This is a genomic window from Streptomyces cellostaticus (genome assembly GCF_001513965.1).
Classification (GTDB): domain Bacteria; phylum Actinomycetota; class Actinomycetes; order Streptomycetales; family Streptomycetaceae; genus Streptomyces; species Streptomyces cellostaticus.
Window position 1 is genome coordinate 787,625 of record NZ_KQ948015.1, and the last position, 16,541, is coordinate 804,165.

A 16,541-nucleotide genomic window follows, 5' to 3' on the forward strand; every position below is an offset into this window, starting at 1 on the left:
CGGTTTCCGCAGGACGACCGGCCGAACGCCCGGACCAGAGGTCGACTGGATCACCGACGGGATCTTCCGAACCTGCAGGACAGTCTCCCGACCTGCTCCACGCCCGTACGACACCGCAGTGCCGTCGGGCCCGGGCGAGCTATGACATCTCACCGTGAGCCGGTCCCTGCTCATGAGCCGGGGCGAGCGGGATTTCCAGGCGGACCCGGGCGCCTCCTCCCTCTGGATTGTCCGCCACCACGCTGCCGCCGTGGGCCTCGGCGATGGACCGCACGATCGCCAGGCCCAGCCCGGCGCCGCCGCCTGCCCGGGCCCGTGCGGCGTCGGCACGCCGGAACCGCTCGAAGGCCAGCGGGAGGAACGCGGGCGGGAACCCGGGCCCGTGGTCACGTACCTCGATCACGGCGACGTCGGCTCCGGGCCCGTGACGGGTGCTGAGCGTCACGTCGATGACGGCGCCGTCCGGGCTGTGACGCACGGCGTTGTCGAGGAGGTTGTCCACCGCCTGACGCAGCCGGTCGGGATCGGCCACGATGCGCACCGTTGTGTCGGCGTGCAGGGTCAGGCGGACGCCGCGGGTCTCGGCGCGTGCTGAAGCCGCGTGGACGCCTCGGGCGAGGACATCGGCCGGGGCTATCGGTCCGGCTCGCAGACAGGCGTGACCTTCGTCCGCGCGGGCGAGCACCAGCAGGTCCTCGGCCAGCCTGATCAGCCGGTCGGTGTCGGCCGCCGCCGCGGTGATCGCGTCCACCAGTGCCTGGTGGGATCGGCCCGGCCGGCTCGCCAGTTCCAGCTCGGCCTTCAGCGTGGTCAGCGGAGTGCGCAGTTCGTGGCCGGCGTCGGCGACGAAGCCGCGTTCCCGCTCCAGGGCCCGGGCCAGGCGGTCCAGTACGGCGTTCATGGTGGTCGCCAGCGTCGCGATCTCATCGCGGGTCCTGGGCACCGGGAGGCGGGCTGCGGTGTCGTGCTCGGAGATGTCTGCCAGGCGTCGTCGCATGCGTTCCACCGGGCGCAGCGCGGAGCCGGTCAGGGCGTAGGCGCCGAGGCCGGCGAGGACGACGGCCGACGGTCCGGCGATCCACAGCGCGGTGCTGGTGCGTGCGGTCGCCTCTTCGGCCAGATGGGAGCCGGTGCCCACCACGACGAGGACGGGCCGGGCGCCATGATGGGCCGGCACGGCCAGCATCCGGTACTTTTCGCCCTCCACTGTGGTGGTGAACTTCACCGGGGCGTGCCCGGCGGCCCGCCGTTGCGCGGCGTCCACCAGAGGTTGCCGGACGGCCGGGTCGGTGGTCGCCAGCACCGCGCCGTCGCGGGCGAGGACCTGCGTGATGTCGTCCGATACCGGGTTCTGGCCGTGCTGGTCTCCCTGCTGGCCACTGTCCCGGCTCTCGGAAGGCGGGGGCGGGGCGAGTGGCGGCAGCGGCCCGGCGGAGGCGAGGCGCGCGACTTCCGCCTCGGCCCGCACGCGCAGCGTGGAGGCCAGGGAGCTGTTCAGACCTGCCGTCAACTGCTGGAGGAACAGCAGCCCCGCGGCGGCGATGACGACCGCGGTGCCCAGCGCGAACACCAGCGCCAGCCGCCACCTCAGGGTCATGACCGCTCATCCGCCCTTCGCGGGAGCCTGGGGCCGCAGCCGGTATCCGGCTCCGCGCACGGTTTCCAGATGGGATTCTCCGCCCGGCTCGTCGATCTTGCGGCGCAGGTACGCCACATACTGGTCGACGACGTTGGACACCCCGTCGTAGGCGAAGTCCCACACGTGCTCCAGGATCCGGGTGCGGGTCAGTACATCGCCGGGATACCGCAGGAACAGCTCCAGCAGGGCGAACTCTTTGGGCGACAGCTGTAGCTCCGACGGCCCCCGCCACACCCGCCGACTGGACGGGTCCAAACGCAGATCACCCACGGCAAGGAGCGCGGGCCGTTCCCTGGCCCCCCTCCGTACCAGGGCCCGCAGCCGCGCGAACAGCTCGGCGAAGCTGAAGGGCTTGGTCAGGTAGTCGTCCGCGCCCGAGTCCAGCCCCCGCACCCGGTCGGTGACCGCGTCGCGGGCCGTCAGCAAGAGCACCGGCGACCAGCATCCCCCGGCCCGCAGCCTGCGGCACACCTCGAAACCGTCGAAAACCGGCAGCATCACGTCCAGCACGATCACGTCGTAGGGGCTCTCCTGCGCCCGCCACACCGCCTCCGGACCGTCCACGGCGACATCGACGGCGTACCCCTCCTCACACAGCCCGCGCTGCAGCAGCGCCGCTGTGCGGACCTCGTCCTCGACCACCAGCACCCGCACACCACCACCGTAGGAGCCCCTGCATGTGAGCAGCATGTGAGGACAGCCCGTGGCCATGCCGCGCTCTGGCCGTCGCGGTGTGGGCGGGGCCGACTGTTCCGCACGCTCCTCCGCTCTCACGCGCACGCCAGACGCTGTGGACCTGGCCAGACGCCTGACCGACCCTGCTCTCAGGCCGGCCGACCGCCGCCCTCGCGCGGCCACGCGCACTCTCCGCCCGGTGTCGGGCTTGCTGCCCGTCGTCGGCGCTGCGGACGGCCTCCGCAACCGGGCTGCGGTCTCGCAGCTGGCCGCCGTTTCCGTAGTCGTCCGGCCGAAGGCCGGACGTGTCCGGGACGCAGGCCGCGTTACAACTCGGACGCGAACTCGGCGACGCGAGCAGCTCGTCGCCATCGCTACCACGCTCGCCGCCATCACTAGGCTGGCGCAGTGGACGCGGTGCTGAGTTGGCAGCAGCCCTGGCGGCGCGGTCGGGACGGTCCGTGAACGTCTGCTGAGGCCCCGCGCCGATCTCCCGGTGGGCGACCTCCTTCAAGGCAAGCCGCTGGATGGCCACCCCGCCCTCGACCTGGCTGACGCGTGACCCCGTGATGGAGGCGAGCACCGCCGGGCGGCGAAAGAAGGCAAGGTAAGAATCAAGTACGTGGGGGCCTGCCCGGGTGACTGCGGCTTTGCGACATACATGTACTCCTCTGCGCCGGTTCCGACCGCTTCCGAGTCGCCGCGCGGACGATCCTGGTTAAACCTGGAGGGGCGCGATCGACCTTGTGGGGCGGACGCGCCGCAGGGGGAAATCCGTCGCCCAACGGGAGACCACCATGCATGCCTCTCTCCGCAGCCGCTGTGTCCGTGCGCTCGCCGCAGGCGCCCTGTCCGCCGCGCTGGTATCGGCCGGATCGGCCGGAGCCTTCGCCGTCGGCAACGCGCCGATGCCGACGCCGAGCGCCACGCACAGCAAGACGCCGATGACCAAGGCCTCGATCACGATCAAGGCCAACCAGACGTCCGTCAAGGCTGGGCAGAGCGTCACGTTCACCGGTCAGACCACCGGGCTGAAGTCCGGCACGAAGCTGGTCCTGCAGCACCTGCGCAACGGCAAGTGGACCACGCTGAGCTCAAGCACCACGGTGACGAAGGGCCACACCTATGCGCTGACCGGCAAGCTCAGCACCAAGGGCACGCAGCACCTCCGGGTGTCGACGTCCGGCACGACGCACTCCCCCACGGTGATCGTCAAGGTGTCCTGACCGAGGCCGGGGCCGCAGCCCACGACCGCAGTCCCCGCAGCAGCAGGTCGAGGGCCGCCTGGAACTCGCCCGCGACTGGCCGCTCCCACTCCCGCGCATACGGGTCGAAGCGGCCGGTCGTGTGGCCTTGTGCGGGGCCTGGGGGTCGGCAAGCCCGTCACCCGTCCTTCGCGACCCGGCAGGCTTCTCCAAACCCTATACAGCCGCCGCCCTACCCGACTTCCTCCACCAACTTGACCGAGGCGCTTTGCGCGCGGTGACCACCAGGGAGCTGCTGAGCTGATGCATCGCGCGACCATCGCCCGGCTACTGATGACCGGCGCCGCCCTCGCCACGCTCGCCGGCTGCAGCAGTGCAATCGGCCACAGGGACGAGGCTCTTGCCTCCAAGGCCCCCTTTGACCCCGCCCAGCAACAGAGGATCCGGGGCCTGAGGGGCATGCCGCCCGTGCTCGACCCGGACGACCTCTACGCGGCCGACCGCCCGAACCAGCTCTCGCCGGCGGTCAAGGACTTCCCGTCCCGCGTGTACGTCCCCAACACCAACTCCGACACCGTGTCGGTCATCGACCCGAAGACGTACAAGGTCATCGAGACGATCCCGGTCGGCAGGCAGCCGCAGCACGTAGTGCCGTCCTGGGACCTGAAGACGCTGTGGGTCAACAACGACCTGGGCAACTCGCTCACCCCCATCGACCCAAGGACCGGCGAGGCGGGCAAGCCGGTTGCCGTGCATGACCCGTACAACCTGTACTTCACGCCGGACGGCAAGTACGCGGTCGTGATGGCCTCCAACGACCGGCAGCTGGTCTTCCGCGACGCCCACACCATGAAGATGGTCAAGGCTGTCCCGGCCAGCTGCCACGGCGTCAACCATGCCGACTTCTCCATGGACGGCCGCTACTTCATCGTCTCCTGCGAGTTCAGCGGCGAGCTGCTCAAGGTCGACACCGAGAAGATGGAGGTGACCGGCCAGCAGAAACTGCCGTTCCACGGTGCCATGCCGCAGGACGTGAAGATCTCTCCGGACGGCAAGAAGTTCTACATCGCCGACATGATGGCCGACGGCTTGTGGGTCCTGGACGGAGACGCCTTCTCCAGGCCGTCCCTCCTGCCCACCGGAAAGGGCGCGCACGGCCTCTACATCAGCCGTGACTCCCGCGAGATGTACATCTCCAACCGGGGCGAGGGCACCATCTCCGTGTTCGACTTCAAGGAGGACCGGCTGACCAAGAAGTGGCGCCTGCCGAACGGCGGCAGCCCCGACATGGGCGGCGTCTCCGCTGACGGCAAGGTCCTGTGGCTGTCCGGCCGCTACAACTCCGAGGTGTACGCCATCGACACCGCCACTGGCGAACAGCTTGCCCGCGTCAGGGTGGGCAGCGGCCCGCACGGCCTCGCGGTCTATCCGCAGCCGGGCCGCTACTCGCTGGGTCACACGGGCATCTTCCGCTGATGCAAGGGCGCTGATCTGGGGCGACCACCAGACGCACCACGAGCTGCGCCGCTGGCCTGGGCAGACAGGACGGCTCCCGGGAAGGAGTCACTCCTCACGCCGGAGGATGACCGTGTGTCTCCCGCCCCTGCCCGAGGCACACTGGAGTATCGATACAGGTGGCGGCGGTCCGAGCGGTCGACGCCGGTACGAACCCGGCCGTCAGTGATCGCCCGGTCTCCGCTTGTGCCCACAAGCGCAGGGACTCCACCGGCGAGGCCCTGCGGTCGGAAAGGGGGCGCCGTGAGGAACCCGCTGTTCCTGGACCCGGCAGGCGCCACTGGGGCGCGCCATACCCGCCTGCCGGTGAACGAGCCTCGGCCCATCGTCGTCGACCGTAGTGACAGGTGCCCGGCCACCACGGCCTCGGGACGGCCCCGCCCTCCTGCCACGCCGAGTCTGAACGCGGTCCGGCATCCTGCCGCGGCGGGCTCATGACCAGAGCCGGGCCGTTCCGCACCACCGGGCTGATGGCGCTGACCGGCTGGCCGTTCCTGGCTCTGCTGTGCACGTTCTCGATCGCGCTGATCACCGTGACGATGACGATGTGGAACCGCTGGCCGACGGGCTGGGCCCCGGTGCTGCGACTGGGGTGCCTGTTGCTGCTGATGGTGGCGGGCGCCGTGGTGACGGCCGATGTCGTCAACCGCGAGTTCGGTTTCTACACCTCGTTCGACGACCTCCTCGGCCGACTGCCGCCCGTCACCGCGACGCCCTGCTCCGCCGGCATCGACAGGCCGCCCGCGGCGCCGGCGCACGGACGCATCGAGCACGTTCGCCTGGCCGGTTCCGTCTCCGGCATCTCGCGCGACGCGTTGGTCTACCTCCCGGCCGTATACGCGTCACCGGCTGCTGCCCGCAGCCGCTTCCCGGTGATCGAGCTGTTCCACGGCTACCCGGGCGGGCCCGGTGCCTGGCAGCGCCACCTGGACCTGACCGCCGTGCTGGACCGGGAGATCGCCGCGCGCTGCATGCCGCCGGTGATCGTCGTCATCCCGACGGACAGCGATCCGGGGCACGACGGCGAGTGCGTGGACGCGCTGGGCGGCCGACGCAACGAGACCTATCTGGCGGTGGACGTACCAGCGCAGCTGACGGCCCGCTACCGTGTCTCCAACGCGCCCCGCAGCTGGGCGGCGATGGGGTACTCCACCGGCGGGTTCTGTGCCGTCAACATCGCCTTCCACCACCCGGCACGGTACGCGGCCGCCGCAGCTCTGTCCGGATACTTCACCCCGGTCACCGACCCCTCCACCGGGGACCTCTACCGGGGCAGGCGTGGTGAGCGGCAGTGGAACAGCCCACAGTGGCAGGCCGCACACCGGCACATCGACGTGCCCCTGTACGTCGTGGCCGGACGAGCCGACCCCGAGGCACAGCGCGCCATCGAGCATCTGAAGGCCGCTGCCCGGGGCCGCGTTCCCATCACCACAGGTGAGTCCCCGGCGGGCGGGCACAACTTCACCGTATGGTCCAAGGCATGCCCAGCCGCGTTCGACTGGCTCGCCGGCCACCTCCCGGTGTCCGTGCCCTCGCTCGCACCCCAACCCCAGGACCTGGGTGGGTGAGCCATGGGAACCACAACAGGACCTCACATCAGGACCTACGCCTTCGGGCTCGGCGCCGTCCTCGGGATGATCGGCGCGCTCGCCTACAGCTCGTTCGTGCTGCAAGCCCTCCTCCACACGGGCCTCAGCCCGCTGCGCTCCTATGTCAGCGAACTGTCCGTCGCCAGCAGGCCGTACGCATTCCTCTTCCGCGCGGGCGATATCACCGCAGGCTGCGGCCTCCTGGCCTTGGCCATGGCCCTCGCCCGGCGGCTACCCGCCACTCGCCGGGGCGCGAGTGGATGCGTGGCTCTGGCCGTCACCGCGGCGGCCTCGATCGGCGATGGCCTGTGGCCCATGCCCTGCGCCCCGTCCGTCGACCCGGTCTGCCGCGCGACCGACGGCGCCGACCTGGACCAGCAGCTCGGCCAGATCCACACCCTGTCGAGTCTGGCGGAATTCACCGGCGCGATACTCGTCATGCTCCTGCTGAGCAAGGTCCTTCAGCGCACCGGCCACCGCCGCCCGGCCCGGTGGAGTCTCACCGCAGGCGTCGCCACCGCCGCACTCGGAGCTCTGGAGATCGCCATGGCGCTCACGGGGGTGCGCTGGGTCGGCCTGCCCGAACGCGCACAGGTCCTGCTGGTCTCGGCCTGGTGCGCCGCCATGGCACGCTTCCTCATGCGCATACCCCCGGTGCCGGCGCACGGCATGATCCGACGGCCGTCCCCCAGCGCACGTCCCTCACCCGCTTCCGCCGCATCAACCCCTGCCGATCGTGAATGCGACATGCGTTCGTCAGATGGGCAGCGGGGCCGCCGGGCTCCTGCAACGGATGATCCAGCGTCGCCGGGCCCGATGTCGTCGATGCCCTGCCGGAATGTTGCAGGCCCTCACCGAGCACTACGGCACTGTGCCGCTGCTGTTCCGCCCGCCCTACGGTGTGTACAACAAGGACACCGAGACTGCGGTGAGAGCGTGCGGGCCCCGGGCGATCGTGTGGTGGCGGGAGACCGTGCGGATCACCAACCTCCAGTACCAACGGCCGGACAAGAAGTTGCACGCGGGCGACATCATTCTCGTCCATTTCCGCGGGCCCGAGCAGCTCCGAGGCGCCACCATGACACAGATGTTCGCCAGCCTGCTCAGGCAGATCGAGGAACAGGGATTCGCTGTGGCACGCCTGGAGGACTACATCCGTGCACCGAGCGGGTGAGGGATGAGGGAGGCTGGACGAGGCATGCGGCGGCCTCATCCGCTAGGCACCGCACTCCAGGCGGTACCCGTGTCCTCGCAGCGTAGTGATGTGCGGCAGTCGGCAAGGTCGGGCGGACTCCTCGGCCGCCTGGGTGAGACGACGGCGCAGGCCGGCCATGGTGACGTCCAGGGTCTTTGTGGGGCCGAACCAGTTCTCGTCCCACACCTGTGCCATCAGGGATTCCCGTGAGACGGCGGTGCCGGGATTCCGGACGAGCAGGGTGAGCAGGTCGAACTCCTTCGGCCGCAGGGGGATGTCCGTGCCGTGGAGTGTGCAGCGGCGTGCCGTGGTGTCGATGACGAGGTCGCCGATCCGTAGGGGCTGCTGTGGTTGCGGCGTGGTGGTCTGGCGGCGCAGGTGGGCGCGGAGGCGGGCCAGCAGGACGGTGAGGCTGAAGGGTTTGACGAGGTAGTCGTCGGCGCCGGCGTCGAGGCCGGCGATGACGTCGATGTCGTCGGTGCGGGCTGTGAGGATCACGATCAGCAGGTCGGGGAAGCGGGCGCGCAGGGTGCGGGCGAGGTCGAGGCCGTCGAGGTCGGGCAGGCCGAGGTCCAGGAGAACGGCGTCGTAGGCGGTGCGGGTGGCCTCGGCGAGGGCCGAGGTGCCGGTGCGGCTCCAGGTGGGGACGTAGCCGTTGCCGCGCAGGCCGGTTTCCAGGTGGCGTCCGATGGTGTCGTCGTCCTCCACGACGAGGATGCGGAGGCGGCTGCGGTCCGGTGCGGCGGGCGTACCCATGGTCGACAGCGTAGGCCGGGGCGGGGTGACCGGCACGGCCCTTCCGTGTCCGGACTGCTCACAGGTCCCGGAGCTCTTCCACGGCGGGGCGGCGGGCGCGGCGGATGCCGTTCAGGGCCGCGGCCAGTACGGCGAGCAGGGCGGCGGTCGCGGTGAGCGCGAGGTAGGCACCGGGCACGGCCAGGCTGCTCGGTGGTGGGTCGAAGACGCCCGTCAACACCTTGACCAGCATCTCGGACAGAGCCCAGCCGATCGCCGCGCCCCCGGCCAGGCCGGCCGCGGCCAGCAGGAGGGCCTCGGTGAGGACCATGCCGCGCAGCTGGCCGCTCCTGGCGCCGAGGACGGTGGCGAGGGCGAAGGTGCGGCGGCGTTCGGCGAGGCCGAGGGCGAGGACGAGTCCGCCGGCGCCGGCGGCCAGCAGGACGGCGAAGGCGAGTTCGATGCGGGTGAGTCCGGCCAGGTCGACGGAGGTAAGGCTGGTGCCGACGGTGCCACGGGTCTGGGTGAGGTCGGTGACCGTGGCGCCCGTGCCCAGCTTGGCCCGCAGCTGTGCGGCGATCTGCTTCTGGTGGGTGCCGCCGGTGTCGAGGAGGAAGGCGCCGACCGCGTCGCTGCCGGTGGCCTTGGCGATGTAGGAGGCGTTGGCGACGAAGAAGCTGTCCTTGGGGGCGGTGGGGAACTCCTTGGCGATGCCGGCGTAGTGGAAGGGAACGGTGCGCAGGGCCTTGGTGCGGGCGTCCTGGATGCGCAGGTTGACGGTGTCGCCGGGGGAGAGCTGGAAGTCGTTGACGGTCTCGACGCTGACCAGCAGGTTGTCCGGGCGCTGGGCCAGCTTGCGCATGAGCTGCTGGGCCGTGCCGCCGGCGAAGTAGGCGTCCTGCAGTGAGGTGGCCTGGGCGATGGTGTCGGGGTGGACGCCGTAGAGGTCCTGCAGGTCGGGGCCGACGTAGGCGAAGCGGTGCTGGAGCGGTTCGACATGGCGTACGCCGGAGATCCTCAGTGAGCCTGCGGCACCGGGCGGGATACGGGCGCCGGGTGGTTCGGTGACGGTGACGTCGGCGCCGTTGGTCAGGCGGGCGTCGACCTCGGCCTGTTGCTGGTAGGTGGCGTTGAAGACGGCGGTGGAGAGGGCGAAGGACACGGCGAGGGCGAGCAGCACCACCGAGCGGGCGAGTGGGCGGCGGCGCCGGGAGAGGGTGGCGGCGGTGGTGCCGGCGAGTGTTGCGGTCAGGGGCCGGGCAAGCCTGGCCAGGGCGGGGCGGCCGTGCGTGAGGGCGAGGAGAGTCAGGCGCCACAGCAGCAGGGCGGCGCCGATCCACAGCAGGGCGGGGCCGAGGAAGGCCCAGTACGACACGGAGATGCTGGGCACGCCCTCGGGGGCGAGGACGAGGGCGTACTGGTTGCCGGAGGAGGCGCGGAAGACGAGCCAGGAGCAGATCAGCACGGCGAAGTCCAGGCCGTACCGCATCCACCAGGGGGAGCGGGTGCTGCGGGCTCCGGCTTCCTTGCGGGTCTCGGCGACGGTCACCGCGCGCAGGTCGCGCAGGGCCGGGAAGAGGACGGCTGCGGCGGCGACGGCGGCACCGAGGACGAAGGCGATGCCGTACCAGGCGGCCCAGGTGCTCGCGCCCGCTCCGAAGGACGCACTGCCGAAGGCGAGGTGGCCGGTGAGCGCGGCGATACCCAGCCCGGTCATGCCGCCGGTGAGACCGATCAGGGCCGCCTCCAGGCCCGCGAGCGTGGTGATCTGGCGCGGGCGCAGGCCGCGCAGCCGCAGCAGGCCCTGCTCCTGGCGGCGCCGTTCGCTCCCGGCGGAGGCGACCGCGGCGGTGAGCGCGGCGGCCAGGACGGCGCCGGGGACGCCGAGGAAGAGGAAGAGGATCTGGGCGTAGAGGGCGTCCTGGCGGGCGGAGTCCAGGGCGGCGCCGAGGTTGTTGCCCACGAGGGCGGCACCCGAGGAGCGGGCCTCCAGGTTGCGGGCCGCGCCGGTAACGGCGGTGTAGGCGGCGGCCGGGTCGGAGGGCAGGCGCGTGGTATCGCGGGCGGCGTGGATCTGGGTGGTGGCGCCGGTGGAGCCGTGCGTGAGCGCGGCGAACCGGGCGGCGGGCAGCAGGACGACGTTGTCCGGGGGCGCGGTCGGCTGGGACTGGCTGGGGGCGCCGACCGTCTGGAAGAGGGAGTCGGCCTGGGGCAGGTCCACCACGCCGTCCACCTTCACCTGACGGGTTCCGGCGCCCGGCAACCGGACGGTGATGGTGTCGCCGGGCGCGGCGTGCAGGTTGGAGGCGGTCTGCTGGGCCAGCAGGACGCCGGTGGAGGAGCCGGAGAGGGTGCGGATCGCGTCGGGGAACAGGGCGCGGTAGCCGTCGGGCAGGCCGAGGGCCATGCCGGGGCCGGTGGTCTGGGAGCTGCCCTGCACGCGGGCGGTGAAGCCGCTCGTGCGGGCGTAGCCGACCGGCACGGCGGCGCGGGTGCCGGGGGCGCTGCGGACCAGGGAGAGCACGCTGTTCGGGTCGGCGCCGGGCTGCACCTGGACCTGCCAGTCGACGGCGACCGAGCGCACGGCGCGCTGGGTCATGGTCGCCTTCGACGCGGTGAGGAAGGAGCCGAGCGCGGCGACGAGGCCGACCGCGAGCGCGATGCCGGCCAGGGCGGCCAGCAGACGTCCGGTGCGATGGCGGGCGAGACCCCGCGTCCAGGCAGTGATCATGACACCCCTTCTGGTGCGAGCAGCCTGCCGTCGCGCATGGTGCGCCGGGCGGTGAGGCGCGCGGCGATGGCGGGGTCATGGGTGGTGACGACGAGGGCAGCGCCCGTGTGGTCGGCGGCTGTGAGCAGGGCGTCCAGCACCCGGGCGCCGGTGGTGTGGTCGAGGCGGCCGGTGGGCTCGTCGGCGAGGATCAGGCGCGGCGCCTGGGCCAGGACCCGGGCGGCGGCCACCCGCTGGGCCTGACCGCCGGAGATCTCCTCGGGCAGCCGGTCCGCCAGGTCGGCGGCATCGACCAGCGCGAGCGCCGCGAGGGCCGCCTGCCGGGCCTCGTCCTCCGGCCGGCCGGCGAGGACCAGGGGGAGAGCGGTGTTCTCTGCCACGCTCAGGGCGGGGATCAGGCTGTCGCCCTGGAAGACCAGTCCGATGTCGTACGGCCCCAAGGAGGCAGCCCGCCTCACTGTGCCGGTGGTGGGCTGCTCCAGCCCGGCCAGCAGGTGCAGCAGGGAGCTCTTGCCCGATCCGGAGGGGCCGACGACTGCGAGCCGGTCACCGGGTCCGATCTCCAGTTCGGCGCCGTGCACGGCCACGACCGCCTGCGGCCCGCGGCCGAAGGTGAGGGCCGCGTTCCGGCAGACGACGAGGGGCTCATCCGGTGGCATTCGGGGCCTCCTGCCGTTCTAGTGCCGTCACGGCACTGTCTGTCACTCCATCCGCCAGGCCGACGACCCGGTCGGCGACGCGGACAACCTCCGCGCTGTGCGTGACGATCACCACCGCGCAGCCCTGGGCGGCCCGCTCACGCAGCAGCGCGAGGACGACCTGCTCGGTCTCGCCGTCCAGTTCGCCGGTCGGTTCGTCGGCAAGCAGGACGTCGGGCGAGTTGGCCAGCGCCACGGCCAGTCCGGCGCGTGCCAGTTCGCCGCCGGACAGTTGCCGGGGCAGAGCGTGCGCCCGCCCGGCGAGGTCGAGTTGGCCGAGCAGCTCCTGTGCGCTGAGCGGGGGCCGGCCGGGGCGGGCCCGCTGGGCCAAGCGGATGTTGTCGCGGACACTCATATGGGGCAGCAGGTTGCGGGTCTGCAGCAGCACCCCGATGTGCCGGGCCCGCACCCGGGCCCGCTCGGCCTCCGGCCGGTGGCTGATGCGTACGCCGCTCACGCGCACCTCGCCGCCGGACGGTTCGTCGAGTCCCGCCAGGCACGCCAGCAGCGTCGACTTCCCCGACCCGGACGGCCCGACCACCGCGAGCGTCTCGCCGCGCCGCACCTGTAGGGACACCCCGCGCAGTGCGAGCGTCTCCTCCTCGCCGGCCCGGTAGAACCGGTAGAGCTCGCGGGCGGTGAGGACCGTGTCGTCCGCCATGGTGCTCACCGCCAGGCGAAGGAGTCGCTGATGACGCGCCAGGGGTCGACGTTGTCGGCGTTGACCGGCCCGGACAGCGTCAGGTCCACCTCGTGACCGGAGCGGTAGAAGGCGTACCGCTCGAAGGCGTCCCGCACGACCTTGCCGGTGACCGGGTCCTTCGGCGAGTCACCCTGGTAGGTGAGCAGCACGACCCGGCCGGCGTGCCGGGTCACCTCGGACACCTTGGGCGCCGCGAACTTCGGTACCTGCACGCGCAGTTGCGGAACAACTGTGTTGGTGACGGAGCCGGTCGTGGAAGCGGTGGAGGCGGAGTGCGCGTTGATCCGTACAGTGTTGAGCTTGTCCGTGAACGCGGTGGCGCCGCCGTCCCGCTGGGTCTGGGCCCAGCCCTCGGGGACCTTCACGGTGAAGCCGGGCCCGTTGAAGGGCACGTACGCCTGGTTGTCGGGGATGTCGCCGGGCGGGTTGGACTCGGTGGGGGCCGCGTTGTTCTGCGCGCCGCCCGACGACGAGGACGGCGCCGCGGTCGCGGGCGGGGAGCTCTTGGACGCCGTCGAGCCGGACCCGGAGCCGGAGCAGCCGGCGGTCACCGCAGCGACAAGCGCCAGCCCCACAGCCGCGGACGTCCTTACGTGTGCTGCCATGCCACTGCCCTCCAGGGAGTCGCCGGAGCGGACGGTCATGGCACTCACGCTAGGAAGAGGCCGGTTAACACCACGCTCGGCGACGGTTAGACGACGGCAAAAACGCGAGGGTGGCGTCCCCGGATCCGCGGCGGGGGTCAGGGCTCCTGGGCGGGGAGCAGGACGACCAGCCGGGCTCCGGGGTGGTTGTCCTCGACCAGGGTGCGGCCGTGGTGGGCCTTGACGACGTCGCGGGCGATGGCCAGACCGAGGCCGCTGCCGCCGGTGTCACGGGAGCGGGCGTCGTCCAGGCGGGTGAAGCGTTCGAAGACGCGTTCCCGGTCGGCGGCCGGGATGCCGGGGCCGTCGTCGGCGACGACCAGGCGGGCGGTGCCGTCCTGGGTGTGCAGGCTGACCGTGACCCGGCTGCTGGCGTGGCGCACGGCGTTGTCGAGGAGGTTGCGTACGACGCGGGCGAGGGCGTCCGCGTCGCCCAGTACGCGTGCCGCGCCGACGGCGCGCTGGTCGATCGGGAGCTGTGTGCGGTGGCGGGCCTCGCGTACTGCGGTGAAGACGATTTCGTCCAGGTCGACGGGGCGGGTCCGGATCCGGGGCCGGTCGTCGAGCCGGGCCAGCTGGAGGAGGTCGTCGACGAGCCGGGTGAGGCGTTCGCCGTCCCGCAGCAGGGACACGGCGAGGGCCCGTGTCTCCGGCGAGCGGGCGTGCCGGGCGGCCACGTCGAGACGGGTGCGCAGGGCACTGAGGGGGCTGCGCAGTTCGTGGGCGGCATCGGCGATGAAGCGTCGCTGCCGCCGGGTCGCCGTGTCCAGGCGTTCCAGCAGGTCGTTCAGTGTGCGCGCGAGCCTGGCGAGGGCGTCCGCGGTGGGCGGCACATCCAGTCGGCGGCCGAGGTCGGAGGCGCTGATCTCCGCAGTCTGGGCGCGCAGGACCTCCACGGGGCGCAGCGCGCGGCCGGTGAGCTGCCACACCACCGCCGTGAGCAGGACGACGACGGCCGGTGTCCCGACGGCCAGGCCGGCGGTGAGCCGGGCCAGCCCCTGGTCGACACTCTCGGTGGGAACGGCGACGTACACCGTCAAGGGACTGCCGTCCGGACCGGCGGGGACACCGACGGCACGCCAGGATCCGTTCTCGCCCACCGGGATGCCGTGAACGGTGTGCGCCCGCGGCGTGCTGGACCGGCTCGCCGGGAAGAAGAACGCCCGCGGTCGGCCGCGCAGGTTTCCCGAGCTTGCGACCACGGTGCCGGTGCGGTCGACGATCTGTACGGCGACCTCTCCGTGGTCGGCGGCCGGGATCTCCGCACCGGCCGGAGTGGTGTCGGCGTCCGCCGCGACGACCTCGGCGCGCTGGAGGGCACTGGTGTCCAGGCCCTGGATCAGGCTGGCGTGCAGCCAGAGGACGAGGAGGACGGCGGCCGAGGCCAGGCCGGCGGCGATGACCAGGGCAGCGGCGGCGGTCAGCCGCAGCCGCAGCGACCTGCGGGCCCACCAGGACCGGGCGCCGGCGGTCACCGCTCACCCTGCGGGGCTGCGCAGCCGGTATCCGGCGCCGCGGACGGTCTCGATGGTGCTGCGGCCGAACGGGGCGTCGATCTTGCGTCTGAGATAGCCGACGTACACCTCGACGATGTTGGTGTCGCCGTCGAAGTGCTCGTCCCATACGTGGGTGAGGATGTCCGTCTTGCTGAGCACTTCGTCGGTGTGTCGGGCCAAGTATTCCAGCAGGGCGAACTCCCGGGCGGTGAGCTCGATGTCCCGCTCCCCGCGCCGGCAGCGGTGGCGGGCGGGGTCCACGCTGAGGTCGCCGGCCCGGAGCACCGCGGGCCGGGCGGGTGCGCCGCGGCGCAGCAGTGCCCTGAGGTGGGCGACGAGGACGACGTACGAGAAGGGCTTGCTCAGGTAGTCGTCGGCGCCGAGGTCGAGGGCGTCCGCCTCGTCGTACTCGCCGTCCTTCGCGGTGAGCACCAGCACGGGCGTCCAGACCCTGGCGTGACGCAGCCGCTTGAGGACCTCGTAGCCGGACAGGCCGGGCAGCATGATGTCGAGCACGATCACGTCGTACGGTTCGTGCAGCGCCCGCCACAGCCCCTCCGGCCCGTCGTGGGCGATGTCCGTGACGAAGCCCTCCGCGGCGAGTCCCTCGGCGATCGCCGCGGCGAGTGAGCGCTCGTCCTCGATGATCAGCGTCCGCATGGCAGTCTCTGCTCTCCCGTCCACCATAGCCGTGAACGGTGACGGCCGTTCGGCTGAGAGGGAGCTGAGAAGCGGGGCTCCTCTCAGCCTGCTCTCAGTACCCGGATCGCAGGCTGGAGTCCTCAATGAAGTCACGGAGCAGGCAAGGAGGAGGACGACGATGAACGACCTCAGGGAGCAGCGCCGGGACCGGGGCGAGGACGCCTCGCGGCGCTCGCGGCAGCGGGAGCGCCACGGCCGGCGTGAGACCGGGGAGCGGCGCGACGACCGGCGGCGTGACGAGGGACGCCGGGAGACGGAAGACGAGCGGCGGGAGCGTCTGGTGCGCTCCGCGTTCGTGGCCGAACGGCCCTTCGGATAGGGGCTGCACTGGAGACAGCGGCGGCCCCGCACGGCTGACGGCACCGGTGGACGGTGCCGTCAGCCGTCGCGTACGGCGATCGCCGCGGCTCGCGTCGGGTCGACGGTGACGTCGGTGATGGTCCAGCCCGCGGGCTGCGCGGCCGTGCCGGCGCCCGTGCCGACGTAGTCGGTGGACAGTCCCCGGGTCAGGCCGGTGCCGATCCCCTTGAGCCAGGCTTCCTTGCGCACCCAGGCCCGGGTGAAGGCCAGGGCCCGCTCGTGGCCGGGCAGGCGGTCGAGTTCGGACTGTTCCCGGGGGTGGAGGGTGGTGGTGAGAGAGGCTACGGCCTCCGGGGGCGGGACTCGTTCGAGGTCGACGCCGACGGGAGTTCGGGCGAGCGCGATCAGGCAGAGGTCCTGGCTGTAGGCGAGGGAGAAGTACGGGGGGCCGTCCGCGAGCGCGGGCGAGCCGTGCGGGCCGCCGCACACCGGGCACGGCTGCCGGATGAGGGCCACGTGCCGAGGGGCCACACCGGTTCCGGCGCAGAGCACCAGGCGGAGTGCGGTGTGCGCGGCGACGTACCGGAGGCGGTCCTGCGGCCGGTCGAAGGCGCGGGCACGTCGCCGCTCCGCGGCGTCCAGGAGCATCGGGTCGGGCTGCCAGGTGCCGGGTGCGGTGTGTACGAGCCACAGACGGAGGCCGGGGTCTGCCAT

15 protein-coding genes and 1 pseudogene are annotated in these 16,541 nt (G+C 72.0%); 6 read left to right on the forward strand and 10 right to left on the reverse strand.

Annotation, left to right across the window (positions count from 1 at the left end; translation table 11 throughout):
* Nucleotides 1-139 precede the first annotated feature (139 nt).
* Nucleotides 140-1,597: an ATP-binding protein gene (locus AQI88_RS03400; protein ID WP_066991391.1), complete on the reverse strand. Its 1,458-nt coding sequence runs from the start codon at nt 1,595-1,597 to the stop codon at nt 140-142.
* 6 nt (nt 1,598-1,603) lie between these two features.
* Nucleotides 1,604-2,293, reverse strand: a complete 690-nt coding sequence (locus tag AQI88_RS03405; protein ID WP_066991394.1) for a response regulator transcription factor — start codon at nt 2,291-2,293, stop codon at nt 1,604-1,606.
* Between the two features lie 818 nt (nt 2,294-3,111).
* Between AQI88_RS03405 and AQI88_RS03410 the strand changes: the two genes are divergently transcribed.
* From AQI88_RS03410 to AQI88_RS03430, 5 genes and pseudogenes are all read left to right on the forward strand, one after another.
* A complete protein-coding gene (locus AQI88_RS03410; RefSeq protein WP_066991397.1) occupies nt 3,112-3,540 on the forward strand; it encodes a hypothetical protein in 429 nt (142 codons plus the stop codon).
* Nucleotides 3,541-3,822: 282 nt separating this feature from the next.
* The gene (locus tag AQI88_RS03415) at nt 3,823-4,995 is read left to right on the forward strand and encodes a YncE family protein (protein WP_066991400.1); all 1,173 of its coding nucleotides are present in this window, start codon (nt 3,823-3,825) and stop codon (nt 4,993-4,995) included.
* A gap of 473 nt (nt 4,996-5,468) precedes the next feature.
* A complete protein-coding gene (locus AQI88_RS03420; protein WP_066991402.1) occupies nt 5,469-6,602 on the forward strand; it encodes an alpha/beta hydrolase in 1,134 nt (377 codons plus the stop codon).
* A gap of 66 nt (nt 6,603-6,668) precedes the next feature.
* Nucleotides 6,669-7,241 (forward strand): annotated as a pseudogene (locus AQI88_RS48995) (DUF998 domain-containing protein); the annotation flags it as partial.
* Nucleotides 7,242-7,461: 220 nt separating this feature from the next.
* Nucleotides 7,462-7,797: a polysaccharide deacetylase family protein gene (locus tag AQI88_RS03430; RefSeq protein ID WP_398697597.1), complete on the forward strand. Its 336-nt coding sequence runs from the start codon at nt 7,462-7,464 to the stop codon at nt 7,795-7,797.
* Between the two features lie 42 nt (nt 7,798-7,839).
* Here AQI88_RS03430 and AQI88_RS03435 read toward each other — a convergent pair whose 3' ends face one another.
* The 7 genes from AQI88_RS03435 to AQI88_RS03465 form a co-directional block, all read right to left on the reverse strand.
* On the reverse strand, nt 7,840-8,574 hold the full coding sequence (locus AQI88_RS03435) for a response regulator transcription factor (protein ID WP_066991687.1): 735 nt from the start codon (nt 8,572-8,574) through the stop codon (nt 7,840-7,842).
* 58 nt (nt 8,575-8,632) lie between these two features.
* Nucleotides 8,633-11,284, reverse strand: coding sequence for an FtsX-like permease family protein (locus AQI88_RS03440; protein WP_066991406.1), 2,652 nt, complete (start codon nt 11,282-11,284; stop codon nt 8,633-8,635).
* A complete protein-coding gene (locus AQI88_RS03445) occupies nt 11,281-11,943 on the reverse strand; it encodes an ABC transporter ATP-binding protein (RefSeq protein ID WP_066991409.1) in 663 nt (220 codons plus the stop codon). Before AQI88_RS03445 ends, AQI88_RS03440 begins: the two co-directional genes overlap by 4 nt.
* Nucleotides 11,930-12,643, reverse strand: a complete 714-nt coding sequence (locus AQI88_RS03450) for an ABC transporter ATP-binding protein (RefSeq protein WP_066991412.1) — start codon at nt 12,641-12,643, stop codon at nt 11,930-11,932. The genes AQI88_RS03445 and AQI88_RS03450 overlap by 14 nt, the downstream gene beginning before the upstream one ends.
* Nucleotides 12,644-12,648: 5 nt before the next feature.
* On the reverse strand, nt 12,649-13,329 hold the full coding sequence (locus AQI88_RS03455) for a hypothetical protein (RefSeq protein ID WP_317931813.1): 681 nt from the start codon (nt 13,327-13,329) through the stop codon (nt 12,649-12,651).
* Between the two features lie 98 nt (nt 13,330-13,427).
* A complete protein-coding gene (locus AQI88_RS03460) occupies nt 13,428-14,804 on the reverse strand; it encodes a HAMP domain-containing sensor histidine kinase (protein WP_107118445.1) in 1,377 nt (458 codons plus the stop codon).
* 3 nt (nt 14,805-14,807) lie between these two features.
* On the reverse strand, nt 14,808-15,485 hold the full coding sequence (locus AQI88_RS03465; RefSeq protein ID WP_066991415.1) for a winged helix-turn-helix domain-containing protein: 678 nt from the start codon (nt 15,483-15,485) through the stop codon (nt 14,808-14,810).
* A 160-nt stretch (nt 15,486-15,645) separates the two neighbouring features.
* On the opposite strand from AQI88_RS03465, the gene AQI88_RS03470 reads away from it, so the two are divergent.
* The gene (locus AQI88_RS03470; RefSeq protein ID WP_066991418.1) at nt 15,646-15,846 is read left to right on the forward strand and encodes a hypothetical protein; all 201 of its coding nucleotides are present in this window, start codon (nt 15,646-15,648) and stop codon (nt 15,844-15,846) included.
* A 59-nt stretch (nt 15,847-15,905) separates the two neighbouring features.
* On the opposite strand, the gene AQI88_RS03475 is transcribed toward AQI88_RS03470, so the two are convergent.
* Nucleotides 15,906-16,541, reverse strand: coding sequence for a 4'-phosphopantetheinyl transferase family protein (locus AQI88_RS03475; RefSeq protein WP_244184022.1), 636 nt, complete (start codon nt 16,539-16,541; stop codon nt 15,906-15,908).